This window comes from Pantoea sp. UYEF8, assembly GCF_040546285.1.
In the GTDB taxonomy this organism is placed as follows: Bacteria; Pseudomonadota; Gammaproteobacteria; order Enterobacterales; family Enterobacteriaceae; genus Pantoea; species Pantoea brenneri.
Genome location: NZ_JBEPNM010000002.1, coordinates 312,080 through 329,516, shown reverse-complemented (window position 1 = coordinate 329,516; position 17,437 = coordinate 312,080). Strand labels below are relative to the sequence as shown.

The 17,437-nt window shown below is 56.6% G+C and carries 13 protein-coding genes; 10 read left to right on the top strand and 3 right to left on the bottom strand.

The genetic code is table 11. The features are described 5' to 3' along the window. Positions 1 to 134: 134 nt before the first annotated feature. On the bottom strand, positions 135 to 1,289 hold the full coding sequence (locus ABIB18_RS05025; protein WP_031377389.1) for a mandelate racemase family protein: 1,155 nt from the start codon (positions 1,287 to 1,289) through the stop codon (positions 135 to 137). Positions 1,290 to 1,807: 518 nt separating this feature from the next. Between ABIB18_RS05025 and ABIB18_RS05020 the strand changes: the two genes are divergently transcribed. The 4 genes from ABIB18_RS05020 (at position 1,808) to ABIB18_RS05005 (ending at position 6,064) form a co-directional block, all read left to right on the top strand. Next, on the top strand, positions 1,808 to 2,923 hold the full coding sequence (locus ABIB18_RS05020) for an ABC transporter substrate-binding protein (RefSeq protein WP_031377391.1): 1,116 nt from the start codon (positions 1,808 to 1,810) through the stop codon (positions 2,921 to 2,923). Between the two features lie 165 nt (positions 2,924 to 3,088). Beyond that, positions 3,089 to 3,496: a DUF2231 domain-containing protein gene (locus tag ABIB18_RS05015; RefSeq protein WP_031377392.1), complete on the top strand. Its 408-nt coding sequence runs from the start codon at positions 3,089 to 3,091 to the stop codon at positions 3,494 to 3,496. A gap of 12 nt (positions 3,497 to 3,508) precedes the next feature. Continuing rightward, positions 3,509 to 4,810 carry a PQQ-dependent sugar dehydrogenase gene (locus ABIB18_RS05010; protein WP_031377393.1) on the top strand — a complete coding sequence of 434 codons (1,302 nt, stop codon included), beginning with the start codon at positions 3,509 to 3,511 and terminating at the stop codon, positions 4,808 to 4,810. 612 nt (positions 4,811 to 5,422) lie between these two features. After that, on the top strand, positions 5,423 to 6,064 hold the full coding sequence (locus ABIB18_RS05005) for a DapH/DapD/GlmU-related protein (protein WP_354473750.1): 642 nt from the start codon (positions 5,423 to 5,425) through the stop codon (positions 6,062 to 6,064). 33 nt (positions 6,065 to 6,097) lie between these two features. Here ABIB18_RS05005 and ABIB18_RS05000 read toward each other — a convergent pair whose 3' ends face one another. Together ABIB18_RS05000 and ABIB18_RS04995 are read right to left on the bottom strand one after the other, a co-directional pair. Then, positions 6,098 to 7,423 (bottom strand): MFS transporter, encoded by a 1,326-nt coding sequence (locus ABIB18_RS05000; protein ID WP_031377395.1) that lies wholly within the window; start codon positions 7,421 to 7,423, stop codon positions 6,098 to 6,100. A 207-nt stretch (positions 7,424 to 7,630) separates the two neighbouring features. Next, complete coding sequence (locus tag ABIB18_RS04995; RefSeq protein ID WP_354473749.1) at positions 7,631 to 8,611, bottom strand: GT-D fold domain-containing glycosyltransferase; 981 nt, start codon at positions 8,609 to 8,611, stop codon at positions 7,631 to 7,633. A 689-nt stretch (positions 8,612 to 9,300) separates the two neighbouring features. Here ABIB18_RS04995 and ABIB18_RS04990 point away from each other — a divergent pair. From ABIB18_RS04990 to ABIB18_RS04965, 6 genes are all read left to right on the top strand, one after another. Beyond that, positions 9,301 to 11,658, top strand: coding sequence for a membrane-bound PQQ-dependent dehydrogenase, glucose/quinate/shikimate family (locus ABIB18_RS04990; RefSeq protein WP_354473748.1), 2,358 nt, complete (start codon positions 9,301 to 9,303; stop codon positions 11,656 to 11,658). Between the two features lie 313 nt (positions 11,659 to 11,971). Continuing rightward, positions 11,972 to 12,952 (top strand): TIM barrel protein, encoded by a 981-nt coding sequence (locus ABIB18_RS04985; RefSeq protein ID WP_046288320.1) that lies wholly within the window; start codon positions 11,972 to 11,974, stop codon positions 12,950 to 12,952. Between the two features lie 62 nt (positions 12,953 to 13,014). Next, positions 13,015 to 14,055, top strand: coding sequence for a sugar ABC transporter substrate-binding protein (locus ABIB18_RS04980; protein WP_069728299.1), 1,041 nt, complete (start codon positions 13,015 to 13,017; stop codon positions 14,053 to 14,055). A gap of 16 nt (positions 14,056 to 14,071) precedes the next feature. Continuing rightward, a complete protein-coding gene (locus ABIB18_RS04975) occupies positions 14,072 to 15,562 on the top strand; it encodes a sugar ABC transporter ATP-binding protein (RefSeq protein WP_031377398.1) in 1,491 nt (496 codons plus the stop codon). A 44-nt stretch (positions 15,563 to 15,606) separates the two neighbouring features. Beyond that, entirely contained in the window at positions 15,607 to 16,578 is a 972-nt protein-coding gene (locus ABIB18_RS04970) for an ABC transporter permease (protein ID WP_046288319.1), read from the top strand. Further along, entirely contained in the window at positions 16,578 to 17,435 is an 858-nt protein-coding gene (locus tag ABIB18_RS04965; RefSeq protein ID WP_031376910.1) for a MurR/RpiR family transcriptional regulator, read from the top strand. The genes ABIB18_RS04970 and ABIB18_RS04965 overlap by 1 nt, the downstream gene beginning before the upstream one ends. Positions 17,436 to 17,437 lie beyond the last annotated feature (2 nt).

Below are 17,437 nucleotides of genomic sequence, written 5' to 3'. Positions count from 1 at the left end.
GTCGGGTCCGGCAGGTCAGAGGTTGCCCGATCGTCTTTCAGCCTGTCTGCCCGCTGACCGCAGGGCGGTCAGGGTGGCGTTAAGCCGGTGGCGATTCGGAATTATTATCGTTTGCTGTAGGGGACGATCGCGACTTACCAGCGATTCAGCGTATGGGTCTCAATCCAGCTAAAGTTAATGTCCTCGCCAAGTCCGGCGCGGGTCGGCAGGGTGACAAAACCCTGTGGGTCCATTGGGTCGACCAGGCTGTTGAGATAGGCTGGCGGCGTGTCGTAATCGAGGAACGGATGCAGCAGACCGCGCTCATACCAGCGGCAGTTACGGATCGCCCCGACCACCGCCAGGCTGGCAGCGCCGTTGCCGTGAACTTCACAGTCCATGCCGAACGCCTCGGCGAGGTTAGCCACTTTGAGGGTGGCTGAGATGCCGCCGACGCCGTTGGCCCCGGCACGCAGAATGTCGCAGGCTCCGGCTCGCACCCAGTCAGCGCGGCTGTGATGCTTGCCGCCGAGACTCTCCGGGCCGAGCACGTCAATCGACAGGTTGTCCGCCAGCCAGGCGTAAGAGGCCATGCTTTCCTCCTCCATCGGCTCTTCAAACCAGGCGAAGTTGAGCTTCTCCAGCGCCTTGCCAATGGTCAGCGCATCGCTGCGGCTGTACCAGTGATAGCCATCCAGCATCAGCGCGATATCCGGACCCACCGCTTCGCGCACTGCGGCGCAGGCTTTGATATCCATCGCCGGGCTGGGCGCAAACGACACTGGCGGCATCCAGGTGTGCAGCTTTATCGCCTGATAACCGCGCGCCACCAGTTTTTCAGCGAACTGCGCATATTCATCCGGGGTTGAGAGTCCGCCATGCAGCTCATCGCCGCACATGGTGCTGCCGTAGGCCGGGATCTTTTCGCGATAGCCGCCCAGCAGCTTATGTACCGGCTGGTTAAGTTTGCGGCCAATCAGGTCCCACAGCGCCTGTTCCACCGCTGAGAGCGCCCGTTCGGTAAGCTGATGGGCGCTGCCGCGCTGCCAGTGCACCAGATCCTGCCATAAACGCTCACGATCAAAGGCGTTCTGGCCGATCAGCACTTTACGGAAGAAGGCATTAACCACGTGCGAACGGATGACTTCGGGCGGGGCAAAGGCGTAACCGCAGTCACCGTCCTCGCTGGTCAGGGTGAGCAGCGCCATCTGCGCCTCATTTTCCGGACCGGGATGGGAATGCCCGGCGCTGTCGCTACAGCGTTGGGTCGGATAGGTAAAGAGAGTGACATCAATCGCGCTAATCTTCACGGCTAAGCTCCTGTGGCTGACTATCCTGACAAAATATTAAAACGTCGTTTCATTTTTCAATCTAGCCGTAACATTTTATTAACGCATTAGCCAAAGGGCGCATCTTGCTGGCTAATATGTGTGCAATCGCCCAGGGCGTTGTGAGCATATTCACGAATGTTGACCATTTTGTGAGCAGTAACACAGCCGCTTGCCGCAGGTCGTAGCGTGCTTGTCGATAGCTTTGTGCGAAGCCCAAACCCAAGCCCAAGCCCCAGACCCAAACCTCAAACCTCAAACCACAAACCTCAAACCTCAAACCTCAAACCTCAAACCTCAAACCTCAAACCTCAAACCTCAAACCTCAAACCTCAAACCTCAAACCTCAAACCTCAAACCCGGCGATTGCGCAGGCTCTGCTGCGCTGCGACCCAGCGGAAAAACATTTCGCGCCATCACTTCCCCCGATTCTGTTTTTAGGTGATAGTAACGCCGCTTTATATTAATAATTCTCATTATCATTACTGTGGACTTTGACTATGAAAAAATGGCTTTTAGCGCTGGGGCTAATCACGCTGACAGGGATGGCTTCGGCCAAAACCATTACCGATGTGGCCGGACGCCAGGTCGAGGTGCCGCAGGAGGCAAAACGCATCATTCTGGGTGAGGGACGGCAGATTTACCTGCTGGCAGCGTTTGATACCGATGCGCCGTTTAAGCGGGTGATCGGCTGGCGCGATGATTTTCCTAAAGCGGACTGGGACGGTTACCAGGCTTATGAGCAGCGCTATCCGCAGATTAAACAGTTGCCGACCTTTGGCGGCGCAAAAGATGGCACTTTCAACGTTGAGCAGGCGCTCACCCTGAAGCCCGATCTGGTGCTGATGAACCTCGAATCGAAAGCGGCAACTGACGAAGGCAAGCTGATCGAGAAGCTTCAGGCTGTTGGCGTCCCGGTGGTGTTTATCGATTTCCGTGAATCGCCGTTTGTTAACGCAGAGAAAAGCATCCACATCATGGGCGAACTGCTGAACAAGCCGGAGCGGGCGCAGGCGATTATCCGTTTTCGTCAGCAGCAGATTGACCGGGTGACCTCGAAGCTGGCGAACTTTAGCGGCTACCGGCCAAAAGTGATGATTGATCGGGCCGGCGGCTACAGCGATGAGTGCTGCATGTCCTTTGGTAATGAAAACTTTGGTCAGATGGTGGAGATGGCCGGCGGACGCAACATCGCGAAGGATCTGATCCCCGGCACGTTTGGCACGGTTAACCCGGAGCAGATCATTGCCAGCCAGCCGGATGTGGTGGTGGTGACCGGTGCCAACTGGAAGAACTACAACACCGTCGGTAAGTGGGTCGGCGTCGGTCCGGGTGCCAACCTGACAGACGCCAGCGCACGGCTGAAAGCCCTGATGATGCGGGACGCGTTCAAAACCCTGCCGGTGGCGCACAACGGCAACGCGCACGCCATCTGGCATCAGTTCTATGACAGCCCGTATCAGTTTGTTGCGATTCAGGCGCTGGCCAAATGGCTGCATCCCGATCTGTTTGCCGATCTCGATCCGGACGCGACATTCCGTGAGTTTCATCAGCAGTTCCTGCCGCTGCCGTATCAGCCCGGCTACTGGGTGACGCTGCCCGCCGATAAATCCTGATCCCCAGGCGGTGACCCGGCGGTCACCGCCCTGATTTTCACTTCCTGCCGAATTAACCCTTCGCTTTTCTTCATGTTTACTAATCTTTTACAGGCGCGAGATCGGTTGCTACTGGCAGCCTGACGTCTGGCCTGATCCACATTCATCGTTGAAATGGAGAGAAACATGCGCAATACCTCGGGAAGATCGGCATTCGCCGTGACGCTGTACGCTCTGCTGGAGCCGGTGCCGCTGGGCTTTTTTGTCGCGGCCTGGCTGTTCGATATCCTCTATAGCCAGACCTTTGTCCAGTTCTGGACCGACGCCGCCGGCTGGCTGATCGCGCTGGGGCTGGTGCTGGCTATTGTGCCGCGACTCATCGCGCTGGTTTATCTGTTCCGCGGCAGCGACAGTGCAGAAAAGAGCCATTTCTGGCTGTGGCTGGTGGCGATTGTCATCGCTATCGTCAATGCGTTTATCCACAGTCGCGACGCTGCCGCTGTGATCCCGCTTGGCGTAACGCTTTCCACGCTGGTGGTGGCGCTGCTGCTGCTGGCGAATGTGCAACTTGCGTTACGTCAGCGTAGCGCTTAAGGAGGAGCCACCATGAAAATGCAGCATAAATCTATCCTGGCGCTCACCCTGACAGCCCTGCTGGTGGGCTGTGATGATGGCGCGCTGGTCGATCCGCAGAAGCAGATTGGACCCAACCCGGAACTGCCGCAGGCGCAGAACTTCTTTATGCCGCCAATGCAGGTGCCGGAAGGCACGCCGTGGAAAGCGGGCGAAATGCCAAAAGTGGCGCAGGGGCTGAAAATCGAGAAAATCGCTGAGAATCTGCAGCATCCGCGCCAGGTCTATGTGTTACCGAATAACGATGTGCTGGTAGCGGAATCAAACGGGCCGGCAAAGCCGACCACCCGACCTAAACAGCTGATTATGGGCATCGTGCAGAAAGCCTCAGGCAAAGGCGGTGCCGGTGGCAACCGCATCACGCTGCTGCGTAACGTCAACGGTAAATGGGAGCAGCATCGCTTTATCGAAAACCTGCATTCGCCGTTTGGTATGCAGCTGATTGGTAACACGCTCTACGTCGCCAATGCTGATAGCCTGGTGAAATTCCCGTATCGCGAAGGGGAAACCGAAATCCGCACCGCGCCGGAAGAGGTGACCGAACTGCCGGGCGGGCCGATTAACCACCACTGGACTAAATCGCTGTTAGCCAGCCCGGACGGCAGCAAACTGTACGTCGGCGTCGGCTCCAACAGTAACGTTACTGAAAACGGCATCGGGGCCGAATACCGGCGGGCAGCGGTGCTGGAAGTGGACGCTGCCAGCGGTGCCAGTCGTATCTACGCCAGCGGGCTGCGCAATCCGACCGGCTTACAGTGGGAGCCGCAAAGCGGCAAACTGTGGGCCATTGTCAACGAACGTGACGAAATCGGTTCCGATCTGGTGCCAGACTATCTGACCTCGGTGCAGGATAAAGGCTTCTACGGCTGGCCCTACAGCTACTATGGTCAGCATGTCGATACCCGTGCCGAACCGCAGCGTCCTGACCTGGTTGAGCAGGCGATAAAACCGGATTACGCGCTCAGCTCGCACGTCGCGCCGCTCGGACTGCTGTTTTACAGCGCCGATAACATGCCGCAGTATCGCGGGGGTGCCTTTATCAGTGAGCACGGCAGCTGGAACCGCACGCCGCTCAACGGCTACAAAGTGGTCTGGGTGAAGTTTGAAAACGGCAAGCCGGTCGGGCAGCCACAGACGGTGGTATCAGGTTTTCTGACGGAGGATGAGAAGCAGGTGCGGGGTCTGCCGGTTGGCCTGGCCAGCGATCAGCAGGGCGGCGTATTAATCGCCGATGATGCCGGCAATACCGTCTGGCGGATCAGCGCCGCCAACTAACCGGTTTATGACGGGCATAAAAAAAGGATTTGGCGTAATGCCAAATCCTTTATTTTTTTGTTCGCTACCCGGCTGGTAACCGCGCTGCGAACGAGGTGCTCAGCACTCTCCACACAGCAGATTGTAAAATGTGCGGCTAAGGATTTCAAGTTTCGCCAAAATACTGTATGTTTATACATGTGTTGGGTGTTGAGCGAAGCCTCATTGTCGACTGGCCGCTCCCAGGGGCACGGTTTCCAAAATCCCGGCAGGCATCAGGTGGTGCTGGCCTGTGGCTTTAACCATGAGTGCCGCTCAGCCCTCTCCACAAAGATGTGCTTAGGCGCCCGGCGGGTAGAGTCAAAGCCTCGGTTGCCGAACAGCGCGCTCCTGTTAAAGGAGAAGGAAAGTGATGGAACTGACTAAGCTGATTCTGGATCTCATCCGGGTCATCTTGCAGATCATCGTTGCCCTTATGCAACTGACCGGTCACGCAGGTTAACCGGAACTTGAATCAAGGCGGAGCTAACCACTCCGCCTTTTTTCGCTGTCAATTGCCTGTCATGCTGGCCGGGTAGAGTGGCGCGACAGCGTGACGCCAGCCTGGCGTTACCTTTCGCGATTGGGAGTGTTATGTCAGTTGCCACCCTTATACCCGCCAGACTCCAGCACACCCGGATTGATGAGAGTGTGCGCCTGCGTGAAACCCGCATCGGCCAGCAGTGTGAAATTCTGGCCGACAGCACGCTGGAATATTGCGAGCTGGGGGACTTCTCATACGTCGGAGAACATTGCAGCATCGCCGATAGCCAGATTGGCCGCTTCTGCGCCATCGCTAATCAGGTGCGCATCGGCGCGCCCAATCATCCGATGGATCGCGCTTCTCAGCATCGCTTCACCTACTGCCCGGAGTATTACCACCCTGACGCCCAGCGCGATGGCGGTTTCTTTGCCGCGCGGCGTGCCGATCGGGTGACCATCGGTCACGATGTCTGGATTGGCCACGGGGTTATCGTGCTGCCCGGTGTCACCATTGGCGATGGGGCGGTACTGGCGGCAGGTGCGGTAGTGACCAGGGATGTGGCGGCTTACAGCGTGGTCGGCGGCGTACCGGCCAGGCCGCTGCGGCTGCGGTTTACCCCGGCGATTGCCGCCCGGCTGCAGCGTATTGCCTGGTGGGACTGGCCACTGGAGAAACTGCTGGCTAACCTGGCGGATTTTCAGCAGGGCGATATTGAACTGTTCTGCGATCGTCACGATTTGCGGAGCGCATAACGATCGCCCCGGCGCGAACCGGGGCGACGACGATCACGCCACCGACGTCTCCGCCACCTCAGACGACGCGGTATCAGCGACCAGCGGTTTTTCCGGTTGCAGCAGAGTCATCGCCAGCATACTGCCAAACGCAATCAGCGCGGTGACGGTAAACATCGCGTTGTAGCCGTAATATTCCGCCAGCCAGCCGCATAACATCGGCGAGATAATCGCGGCCAGATTGGCAATCGCCAGCGTCATGCCGCTGTAGGTGCCGACCGAGGCTTTCGGGGTGACGTCAATCACCACTGACCAGTAGACGTTATTCACCAGCGCGTTGAGCGCATTACCCAGCGTCATCAGGGCAATAATCCCGGCGGCTGATGACACGTAAGGGATCGCCATAAAGCAACAGGCGGTGCCGCACAGCGTGACCGCGGCGAACAGGTTGCGCGCCAGCCGCAGGTTATTGAAACGGGCCAGCAGGGTATCGGCGATGCGCCCGCCCAGCAGCACGGTCAGGCAGGCACCACTCCACGGGATCATCGCCACGTACCACAGCGAATGCAGGTCGTAATGGAAATTATCCTGCAGGTATTTTGGCATCCACGTCACCAGGGTAAAGGTGATGTAGAGGAAGGAGAAGTAGCCCAGCGCGTTGCATACCAGAGTGCGGCTGGTGAAGAAGCGCCACCACGGCAGCGCCACGCCATCGGCCGCACGCTGACGCTGGCCGTCAAGGATCAGCTTGCGTTCTGCGGCGCTGGTGGCGGGACTGCTCTCCGGACCGTCACTGAAGGTGCGGGCAAACAGCGCCATCGCCAGCAGCGAAAACACGCCCAGCAGAATAAACATCATCCGCCAGTCACCGGTCAGCAGCAGCAGCCCGACCGCAATTGGCGCGGTCAGCAACGCGCCAACCTGGGTCGAGAGCAGGCCAATGCCGAGCGCAAAGCCGCGTTCGTTATCCGGCGCCCAGTGCGCAATCGCCTTGTTCATCAGCGCGTAGGCGGGACCTTCCGAGAAGCCAAACAGGATGCGCAGGGCGGCAAAGCCCATAATGGCGGAACCGCCAAACAGCGCCATACCCAGTTCACCGGCCCAGGCGGTAGCGATTTCCAGCAGCGACCAGAGTACGCCCGCCAGTAACCAGACCTTTTTGGTGCCGATACGATCGGCAAGAAAGCCGCCGCACAGTGAACCAAACAGATAGCCGAAGCCAAAGTAGCCCAGCACAGCACCCAGCTGAACTTTACTGAAGTGGTACTCGGTGGCAATCGCGTTGGCGGCAAACGACAGCGCGCCGCGGTCGATGTAGTTGATCAGGGCGATCAGGAACAACAGTGAAAATATGGTGTAACGGTAACGGCTGGCCTTCATCTCACTTCTCCTGAATGGGGTTAACAGGATCGATGAAGCAAAATGAGTGCCGGAAACGCGGACAGGGCTGAAAAGGCGGAGGGAGCCGCGGGAGCAGGCGCTGCGGCCCGCCTGACTGGCGAGCCGTGATGAAGAATTACCCGGCTAATTATTCGCCTGCGCATCAATCCGGTGCAGCGAATGCCTGATAACAGGGAGCGCTCTGGCTCAGGCCGCGTTGTGCTGCGCCCGACTGGCGTGAGGCAGCGGCATTTGCGGCGGCTCGGCCAGTTCGCCGACATGTTGCAGTACCTGTAGCTGATAACCGGCATCGGCCACCGCACTCTGTTCGCTCAACAGCACGCCAGCTTCATTAACGTTTTTGCCCGCCACTTTAATTTTATCGGTGGCACTGGCCAGCATCCATTCATATTCAATATCAACGTGACCACTATCAATACAGCGAATGCCCTGCTGGCTGAGATCGTAAGCCAGTACCGTTGCGGTTGGACCGAGTGAAATTAAGACCAGATCAAAATCAGCCGCGTGGGATAAAACGGCGGCATACAGGCGGTCATAAATTGAAAAGGCGTTACGGTTTAACGTGGTGATCCGTTTAACCTCACGCGCGCCCGCCAGTAAATCATTGCCTAATCCCAGCCGCGTTCCGCTGCCCTCGACAATTAATACCCGCCGGTCTTTATACAGCAGTTTAAATTTATCAAAAATGGTGCGGGATAACTGCTTGGTTTTATAATCGTGATAAGGTCGGGTTACCGAGGTATTACCGTACTGGTACTGCTTATTCAGCAGAGAGTGATAATATTTAAAATAAAACGACTTGTGAAAGAACCAGAACAGGGCCGATCCATTGCGCATATTTCGCGTAGTGCGAAAGGCGTCCGGCAGGCAGAGCAGGCAGTGCGGATTGGCCTGCGGGCCCTGCTGCAATAGCTCCTTAAGCCTGGCCGAGAGGCGCGGATCAAAGGGCTGAAAACCGATGTTCTTATAATAGGTCATCTCCAGCTCACCATCGCCGTAGCGGGCCAGCGATAACTGCGGATCGCTTAATAGCCGATCAATAGTCTCTTCTATCGACATGACTGAATAAGATTTAACTCTGGCCTGGGCGGCCGGATAGCGAAGCGCTGCATTGATAAATTTAAAGGGAAAACGAATCTTACGATAAATCGCATTTACTGCCGACATGATTAGCCTGCCTGTTTTATTTTGCCGGCGATAAATGAGCTGCGCCGGCATTAACGGAATTAAAGCTGTGCCTGATCTATATCACATCGCCTAAAAGTTGCCAGGATGAGGAATATCTTAAAGCTATTTAGCGCGATGAGTTAACAGCATTGTTAATATTTAATCAGGTTTATCGGGTGCGGGATAAACAAACGTTTTAAACAGAAAAATGGCGTTCAATTAAAGGTTGGCGGGTCGGGCAGAGTTAACCTGTTGTTCAGAGGCTCTATTTCAAACCGCCTGAGCTAAATATGAAAATAAGCGCTGCTTATTCTGTGGCTGGGTTAAGATTTATTGCAGTCAGCCCCGTGATTTCTGATTACGATATTTTGTCAGTTGAAAAAGGCTTAAGCGACTTTGCCGCGCCGTATTGCTGAAGCGTAACTTGTCTATTAAATCCACAGCTTTGAACAAAAGGTGCGATTCATTCAGCCGATTGGTTAATTTTTTGTGATGAATGTCGCGGTTTTACCGCTTCGGAAAGTAAAAAAACCGGCGATTAGGCTATTGAGGGGAGGGATATTAATAAGTCCGACTAATGTCTTACCTTTCGACATGTTTTTACATATTTCTTACGTTAGTTAAAATCCCGTTGATTTTATGTTTTCTAATTTGATTTTCTACCGCCGCTAATGACCCGAGGATGGATCATGATTAACAAAATTACCAGTGTAATCATGGCGATATTTGCTATCGCCCTGATTTACATGGGAGGACAACTCCTGCTGGTGGGAGGCAGTGCATTCTATGCGCTAATCGGCGTGGGCGTTCTGCTCAGCGCTATCCTGCTGTTTATGAACAAGCGCAGCGCGCTGACGCTCTATGCGCTGCTGATGTGGATCACCCTGTTCTGGATTATCTGGGAAGTGGGCTTCGATAAGTGGCAGTGGATCCCGCGCGGCGACCTGTTTGGCGTGCTGGGCGTCTGGCTGGCACTGCCGTGGGTGGTCCGTTCGCTCTATCAGGGACAGCGCCGTTTCCATCCGTTTTTGGGTGGTACGGTTATCCTGATGGTGCTGCTGGTGCTCGGTCTGTGCTTCTACGATCCGGTTCCGCAGCACGGCACTATCAGCAACGCACGCACGCCATCAGCCACTAACGGTGCTGCCGATGAGTGGAGTGCCTACGGCGGGACCACTGACGGCCAGCGCTTCTCGGCGCTGAATCAGATCACTAAAGACAACGTGAAAGATCTGGAGGTCGCGTGGACCTATCATACCGGCGATCTGCGTCAGGGTGATGATGCCACCGAGTACACTTTTGAAGCGACGCCGCTGAAAGCCAACGGCATGCTTTACTTCTGTACTCCGCATAACGAAGTCCACGCGCTCGACCCGGAAACCGGTGCGGTGAAGTGGAAGACTGCGCCGGATAAAAACCGCTCTTATCTGCAGCAGCACCAGACCTGTCGCGGCGTCAGCTACTTCGACGCGGGCCAGTCAGCGCAGCCGCAGAGCAGCGCACAGCCGGCCCTGTGCCGCAAGCGTATCTTCAACGCCACCACCGATGCCCGCCTGATTGCGCTGGATGCCGATACCGGTAAAGCCTGCGCCGACTTCGGTGATAACGGTGTGGTGAACCTGCGCGCTAACATGGGCGATGTACGTCCTCATGCGCTGATGCAGACCGCTGCGCCACTGGTTGCTGGCAATCTGGTGATTGTCGGTGGCTCCGTGATGGATAACGGTTTCAACACCGGTAACCCGTCTGGCGTGATCCGTGCTTACGATGCGATCACCGGTCGTCTGGTGTGGAACTTCGATCCGGCCAATCCGGATAAGACCGCGCCGGTAGAAGCCGCCGCCACCTATCCGCAGGATACCCCGGTTGCCTGGGCGACCCTGAGCGCTGACCTGAAAAATGGCCTGGTGTACGTGCCGTTTGGCAACGCCTCGCCGGATGAAGTTGGCATTGAGCGTGACCCAAACAGCAACACCGAGAAGTTCCGCGATGCGCTGGTGGCACTGGATCTGAAAACCGGCGCCTTCAAATGGCGTTATCAGAGTTCAAACCACGATCTGTGGGACCGTGACAATCCGTCACAGCCTTCGCTGATTGATATCGACTATCAGGGCAAGTCACAACCGGCGGTGATCCTGCCGACCAAAACCGGCAACCTGTTTGTGCTGAACCGTCTGACCGGCGAACCGGTGTATCCGGTGGAGCAGGTTAAGGTCTCGACTGAAGGCATCAAAGGCGAACAGTATGCCGCCACTCAGCCGGTTTCCAGCCTTAACTTCATTCCACAGCCGCTGACTGAAAAGTCGATGTGGGGCATCACGCCGTTTGACCAGATGAGCTGCCGGGCCGATTTCCGTGAGCTGCGTTACGACGGTAATCCGTGGACGCCGCCAACTGAGAAAGGCTCGCTGATCTTCCCGGGCAACATCGGGGTGTTCAACTGGGGCTCGGTGGCCGTTGACCCGCAGCGTCAGATGCTGATTGCTGCGCCAGTCCGTCTGGCCTACAAATACAATCTGATCAAGCGCACGCCGGAAACCGAAACCCAGCGTACCTTCACCAAAGATGGTGCGCCGTACTGGAATGAAAACTTCCACGGCGACTATGCGATTCACATCCAGCAGCTGGCCTCTGGCCTCGGCATTCCGTGCATCGCGCCACCGTGGGGACGTATGGTCGGTGTCGATCTGAAAACCGGCAAAACCGAATGGCTGCGTCGGGTTGGTAACACCAAAAACCTGAAAACCAGCTTCCTGCCGGGCCGTTTCCCAATCGGCTTCCCGATGGGGATGGTGGCACACGGTGGTCCGTTACTGACCGCTGGCGATCTGGTGTTCCACGGTGCGACGGCGGATAACTTCTTCCGTGCCTATGACAGCACCACCGGCGAGCTGCTGTGGCAGACCGAACTGAGCGCTGGCGCGCAGGCCACGCCATCCACCTTTATGGGTAAAGATGGTAAGCAGTACGTGGTCATTGCAGCCGGCGGACACGGTTCGCTCGGCACCACGGCGGGCGACAGCGTCGTCGCTTTCCGTCTGAAGTAACCTGACAGGCTGAGCGCTGCTGGCTGGCGCTCAGCTTTTTTCCTTCCAGACCCGCACCGTTTTTTTCATCTTCATCCCGCCTGACCCTTTTCTGATGTAAGCCCTTGTTGTGTTTGTTTTTTCCGCTACCTGTTCCGGCGCGTTATCTAATCACCTCGTGAAACTATTTCGTGATGGCTCTCTCAGTTCAGAGATTCAGCACCGCTGCGACGCTTGCGCAGCCGGGCACAGAGAGTAGATTAATGCATAACTTCACAAATAACCGTGAATATGGAAAGTACATCACAAGTCGCTATCTGAAGGATTGATCCCCATGTCCGAACTGAAATTCGCCACCCGTCTTAACTCCTTCGCCTCGGGCGCTCATCTCTACTGGCCCGATTTACCGGGCAAGCCGTCGGTGCTGCAGATGATTGCCCGTGCGGGTAAGGTGAAGGGCTTAACCCATCTCGATCTCAATTACCCACAGCACCTCACCAGTGACATCCCGACGCTGCGTCAGGCGATTGCCGACGCCGGTCTGGCCGTTAACGGCATGCAGATGCGCTGGGATGCGCCGCAGTTCAAAATCGGCGCCTTTACCCATCCGGATGCGAAGATACGCCGTGAAGCGATTGAGCTGACCAAGCGCGGCATTGATACCGGCCGGGAGTTTGGCTCACGGCTGATGACGCTGTGGATGGGGCAGGATGGTTTCGATTACTGCTTCCAGGCGGATTACAAGAAGATCTGGGAAGACGCGGTCAGCGCGGTACGTGAAGTGGCGGAATATGCGCCGGACGTTGACGTCAGCATTGAATACAAACCCAACGAGCCTCGGGCGTACAGCATTTTCCCTAACGCCACCACCTGCCTGCTGGCGGTGGAAGAGGCGGGCTGCCCGAACCTTGGCATTACGCTCGATTTCGCCCACGTGCTGTTTGCCAATGAGATCCCGGCTTACGCTGCGGCAATGGTGGCACGCCGTTCCCGCCTGCTGGGGCTCGACCTGAACGACGGCTGGGGCAAACGCGATGACGGACTGATGGTGGGTTCGGTCAATCCACGCGCCACGCTGGAATTTCTCTGGCAGATGCAGCGTGACGGATACAGCGGAGCCTACTACTTCGATACCTTCCCGGATGCCAGCGGCCTTGACCCGATTCGTGAAGCGGAAAGCAATATCGCCACCGTCACCCGCTTACTGAGATTGTGTCAGCAGCTGGATGATAACGCGGCATTACAGGCGGCAATCGATCGCCAGGATGCAGTCGCGTCACAGCAGATCGTCAATGACATCATGCTGGCGCGCTAACGGCTTCAGCGCCGATAAAACAAAAAACCTCTACCCAACACCCGAGAAGAAAAGGCCATTGTATGAAGAAACTCCTGCTCGCCGTCATCGCTTCCTCACTGCTGTGCAGCACCGTCTATGCGGCGGAACTGGCTCCGCTGCAGTCCGACACTGAACCGGATCGCACTGACTGGACCCAGCTCGATACCAAATATGGCGCTCTGCCCAAAGCGGACAAATCGCTGAAAATTGGTGGGGTATCGAAAACCCTGACCAATGAATACTGGCGCTCGCTCGGCCAGGGTTATCAGAACGTGGCGAAAAAATATGGCTTCACCGTTGCCTATCAGGCGGCAGCCAATGAAGACGATCAGCTCGGCCAGCTGTCGATCGCCGAGACCCTGATCTCGCAGGGTTTTAACGGCCTGCTGGTCTCGCCGCAGACCGACATCAACCTCGAACCGGCACTGGAGACCGCCAACAGCAAACATATCCCGGTGGTTAACGTTAACGATGCGGTGATGCCCAATGCGCAGTATTACGTGGGTAACGTGCAGAAAGACAACGGCGTGCGGGTAGCCAAATGGTTTATTGAGCATCATCCGCAGGGCGGCAAAGTGGCGGTGATTGAAGGGCAGCCGGGCGTCTACGCCGCCGGACAGCGTACCCGTGGTTTCAAAGAGACGTTGCAGGCCAACGGCAAATTCACCCTTGCCGCCAGCGTACCGGCCAACTGGAGTCGCGAGCAGGCGTTTAACGCCGCCTCGACCATTCTGCAACAGCACCCGGATCTGATCGGGTTCTACGCCAACAACGACACCATGGCGCTTGGCGTGGTGGAAGCGGTACGGGCGCAGAACAAAGCGGCGCAGGTAGCGATTTTTGGTACCGACGGTATCTCTGACGCCTACGCCTCGATCAAGCGCGGCGAACTGACCGGCACGGTGGACAGTTTCCCGGTGCTGACCGGCGAAGTGGCGATGGATGTGATGATTCGCCTGATCAACGGCCAGAAACTTTCACGGGTGATTTCAACTCCGCAGGCGCTGATCACTAAAGAGAACGTCGAGGCCTTTTCGACCAAAGACAACACCCGGTTACGTCAGCTGCTGACTCAGCAGTAAGCCAGGCGGAGCGCCCATGGAACAGAATCGTTTAATGATGCGTGGCATCAGTAAAACCTACGGCAACGCCGCCGCACTGCAGAACGTTGATTTTTCAGTGCGGCCCGGCGAAGTGCATGCCCTGATTGGTGAGAACGGGGCCGGCAAATCAACGCTGCTCAACATTCTCTCCGGCGTGCGGGCGGCGGACAGTGGCGAAATCAGCGTCAACGGGCAGGCGGTGCAGATGAAGAATCCGCTCAGCGCCCGCCACGCCGGTATCGCGATGATTCATCAGGAGCTGCAGCACGTTCCGGAACTTTCGGTGGCGCAGAATATGTTTCTCGGTCGTCCGCTGACCCGAGCCGGCGGCTGCTGGGTGGATAAAAGCGCCCAGCTGGCACGAGCGACGCTGATCCTGAAAACGCTGGACCCGAGCATCGATCCCAGCACGCCGATTAAGAATCTCAAGGTGTCGCAGCAGCAGATCGTTGAAATTGCCCGCGCGCTGCTCGATGACGCCAAAATCATCGCCATGGATGAGCCGACCTCCAGCCTGACGCCGACCGAGTTTGACCGGCTGGCCGAGCTGATTGCCGACCTCAAGTCGACCGGCGTCTCCCTGATCTACGTGTCACACAAGATGAATGAGATTTTCCGGGTCTGCGATCGGGCCACCATCATGCGTGATGGCAGGCAGGTTGGGGTGGTCAATATCTGTGATGAGGATGAAGAGAGCATCGTTGCCAAAATGGTCGGGCGTAAGATCGACAAGCTCGATCACCAGGCGTTCGTCAGCGACCGCGAAGTGCTGCGGGTGGAGAACCTCGGACGCGGCAATCAGGTAGTGGCGGCGAACTTCAGCGTGCGGGCCGGTGAAGTACTGGGCATTGCCGGGCTGGTCGGCGCTGGCCGTACTGAGCTGCTGAAGCTGATTGCCGGCATCGACAAACGCACCAGTGGTACGGTGAGCGTGAACGGCAATCCGGTAAAGAACCATAACGTGCGTGCCGCCATCAAAGCCGGCATCGGTCTGGTGCCGGAAGACCGCAAAAAAGAGGGCATCATTAAAGAGCGGGCGGTGAAGATGAATATGGCGCTGCCCTCGATGCACCATTTCACCGTCGGCGGCTTGCTCAGCCAGGCGCGGCTGAACCGCAAAGCGCAGACGGTGATGGGCGATCTGAAACTGCGACCGCTGGATATCGGGAAAAGCATCGGCACGCTGAGCGGCGGTAATCAGCAAAAAGTGATTATTGGTCGCTGGGTGGCGGCGGATGCCAGCGTGTTTTTATTTGATGAACCGACCCGCGGTATTGATATCGGTGCCAAGTCCGAAATTTACCATTTAATTGAAAAACTGGCTCAGGCGGGCAAAGCCATTGTGGTGGTCTCGTCTGAAATGACCGAAATCATGCGGATCGCCGACCGGGTGCTGGTGATGCGTGAAGGGCGGATTACCCAGCAATTAACCGGCAGCGCGATCACCGAAGAGAATATTGCCCGCTTTGCCATTAAACAGATTTAACCGACTGCCTGACCTCTTATCGGACCCTATTGAAGGTTATAACTATGATGACTCAGACGACTCCCCAGGCGGGTGTGCGCATGCCCGCACTGCTGAAATTTAATCTGCGTGACGCCGGTACCTTAATTGGATTATTAATTATCGTGGTGACATTTTCATTTCTGTCGCCGGTATTTTTTACCCTGCCTAACCTGCTGAATATTTTGCAGCAGTCCTCGATTAACGCCTTAATCGCGCTGGGGATGACGCTGGTGATTATCTCCGGCGGTATAGACCTCTCGGTCGGTCCGACCGCGGCGCTGTCGGCGGTGCTGGGCGCGACCCTGATGGTGGCGGGTGTGCCGGTGCCGCTGGCGATCCTCGCTACGCTGGGCGTCGGGGCGCTGTGTGGCCTGTTCAGCGGCACGCTGATTGCCTATGCCGGTCTGCAACCCTTTATCGTCACGCTTGGCGGACTGTCGCTGTTCCGGGCCATCGCGCTGATTTACACCGGCGGCAATCCGATCTTCGGGATTCCACTGTCGTTTCGCAGCGTGGTTAACAGCACCCTGTTCGGGGTTCCGATGCCGATTGTGGTGGTGGCGGTGATTGCGCTGCTGCTGTGGACGGTGATGAACAAAACTCCGCTGGGCGAATACATTCTGGCCATCGGTGGCAACGAAGAGGCGGCGCGGGTCGCCGGGGTGCCGGTGAAGCGCACCAAAGTCACGGTCTATATCTTCTCTGGTCTGCTGGCCTCACTGGCGTCGCTGATCCTGATTGGCCGACTGGGCGCGGCGGAGCCCACCATCGGTAACCTGTGGGAGCTGGATGCTATCGCGGCGGCGGCGATTGGCGGTGCCTCGCTAATGGGCGGTAAAGGCAGCGTGTTTGGTACCCTGATTGGCGTGATTATCCTCGGCGTGTTACGTAATGGCTTGACCTTACTGAACATTCAGGCCTTTTATCAATTGCTCGCTACCGGCCTTATTATTATCATAGCGATGTTGATTGACCGGGCGACCCGAGGCAAGTAATGAAGCAAGATCCGCGAGCCATTGGTGCTCAGATTCGTATGCGTTTGCCCCAGCTGACGCCGCTAGAACGCCGTGTTGCTGAAGCGATTATCGCCAGAACTGATATTACCGAGCAGTCGTCATTAAAAGAGATTGCCGGTGAGAATAATGTCTCTGAGGCGATGATCGTTAAGATCACTAAAAAGCTTAACTTCACCGGCTTCCGGCATTTCAGAAGCAGCCTGATTTATTACAATCAGTCTGAGGTGGCGGGACTGCATGCGGAAATTGAGCCGGATGACTCGTCGGAACAATTGCTGGCAAAAGTATTCAGAACCTCTATTCAGGCAATCGAAGAAACGCTGTCGATTCTGGATGTCTCTGAATTTAATCGCGCGGCAGACATTATCTTTAAAGCGCGTCATATCGATCTGTATGCGGTGGGAGGATCGGCGGCGGTTGCGCGCGATCTCTCACACAAGATGCTGAAGATAGGCATTAAGTCGACCGCCTATGATGACGCCCACATTATGCTGATGTCCGCCGCGGTGTTATCTGATGACGATGTGGTTATCGCCATCAGTCATTCGGGTGCCACGCGTGCCGTGAACGATCCGGTGAAACTGGCGGGACGGAATGGCGCGAAGGTGATCGCCATTACCAATTATGCCGAATCACCGATTGCCCGCAGCGCGCACGTGGTCCTCAATTCAACGTCTCAGGGATCGCATCTGTTAGGTGAAAACGCCGCGTCACGCATCGCCCAGCTGAATATTCTGGATGCGCTGTTTGTCGCTATCGCGAAAAAAGATTTAAAGCGGGCGGAGAAAAACCTGATGAAAACCCAGCATGCGGTTCAGGATCTGCGGGAATTCTAGCT

Coding starts and splice junctions, on each gene's coding strand:
- ABIB18_RS05020 (WP_031377391.1), top strand. CDS start 1,808: ATGAAAAAATGGCTTTTAGCGCTGGGGCTAATCACGCTGACAGGGATG.
- ABIB18_RS05015 (WP_031377392.1), top strand. CDS start 3,089: ATGCGCAATACCTCGGGAAGATCGGCATTCGCCGTGACGCTGTACGCT.
- ABIB18_RS05010 (WP_031377393.1), top strand. CDS start 3,509: ATGAAAATGCAGCATAAATCTATCCTGGCGCTCACCCTGACAGCCCTG.
- ABIB18_RS05005 (WP_354473750.1), top strand. CDS start 5,423: ATGTCAGTTGCCACCCTTATACCCGCCAGACTCCAGCACACCCGGATT.
- ABIB18_RS05000 (WP_031377395.1), bottom strand. CDS start 7,423: ATGAAGGCCAGCCGTTACCGTTACACCATATTTTCACTGTTGTTCCTG.
- ABIB18_RS04995 (WP_354473749.1), bottom strand. CDS start 8,611: ATGTCGGCAGTAAATGCGATTTATCGTAAGATTCGTTTTCCCTTTAAA.
- ABIB18_RS04990 (WP_354473748.1), top strand. CDS start 9,301: ATGATTAACAAAATTACCAGTGTAATCATGGCGATATTTGCTATCGCC.
- ABIB18_RS04985 (WP_046288320.1), top strand. CDS start 11,972: ATGTCCGAACTGAAATTCGCCACCCGTCTTAACTCCTTCGCCTCGGGC.
- ABIB18_RS04980 (WP_069728299.1), top strand. CDS start 13,015: ATGAAGAAACTCCTGCTCGCCGTCATCGCTTCCTCACTGCTGTGCAGC.
- ABIB18_RS04975 (WP_031377398.1), top strand. CDS start 14,072: ATGGAACAGAATCGTTTAATGATGCGTGGCATCAGTAAAACCTACGGC.
- ABIB18_RS04970 (WP_046288319.1), top strand. CDS start 15,607: ATGATGACTCAGACGACTCCCCAGGCGGGTGTGCGCATGCCCGCACTG.
- ABIB18_RS04965 (WP_031376910.1), top strand. CDS start 16,578: ATGAAGCAAGATCCGCGAGCCATTGGTGCTCAGATTCGTATGCGTTTG.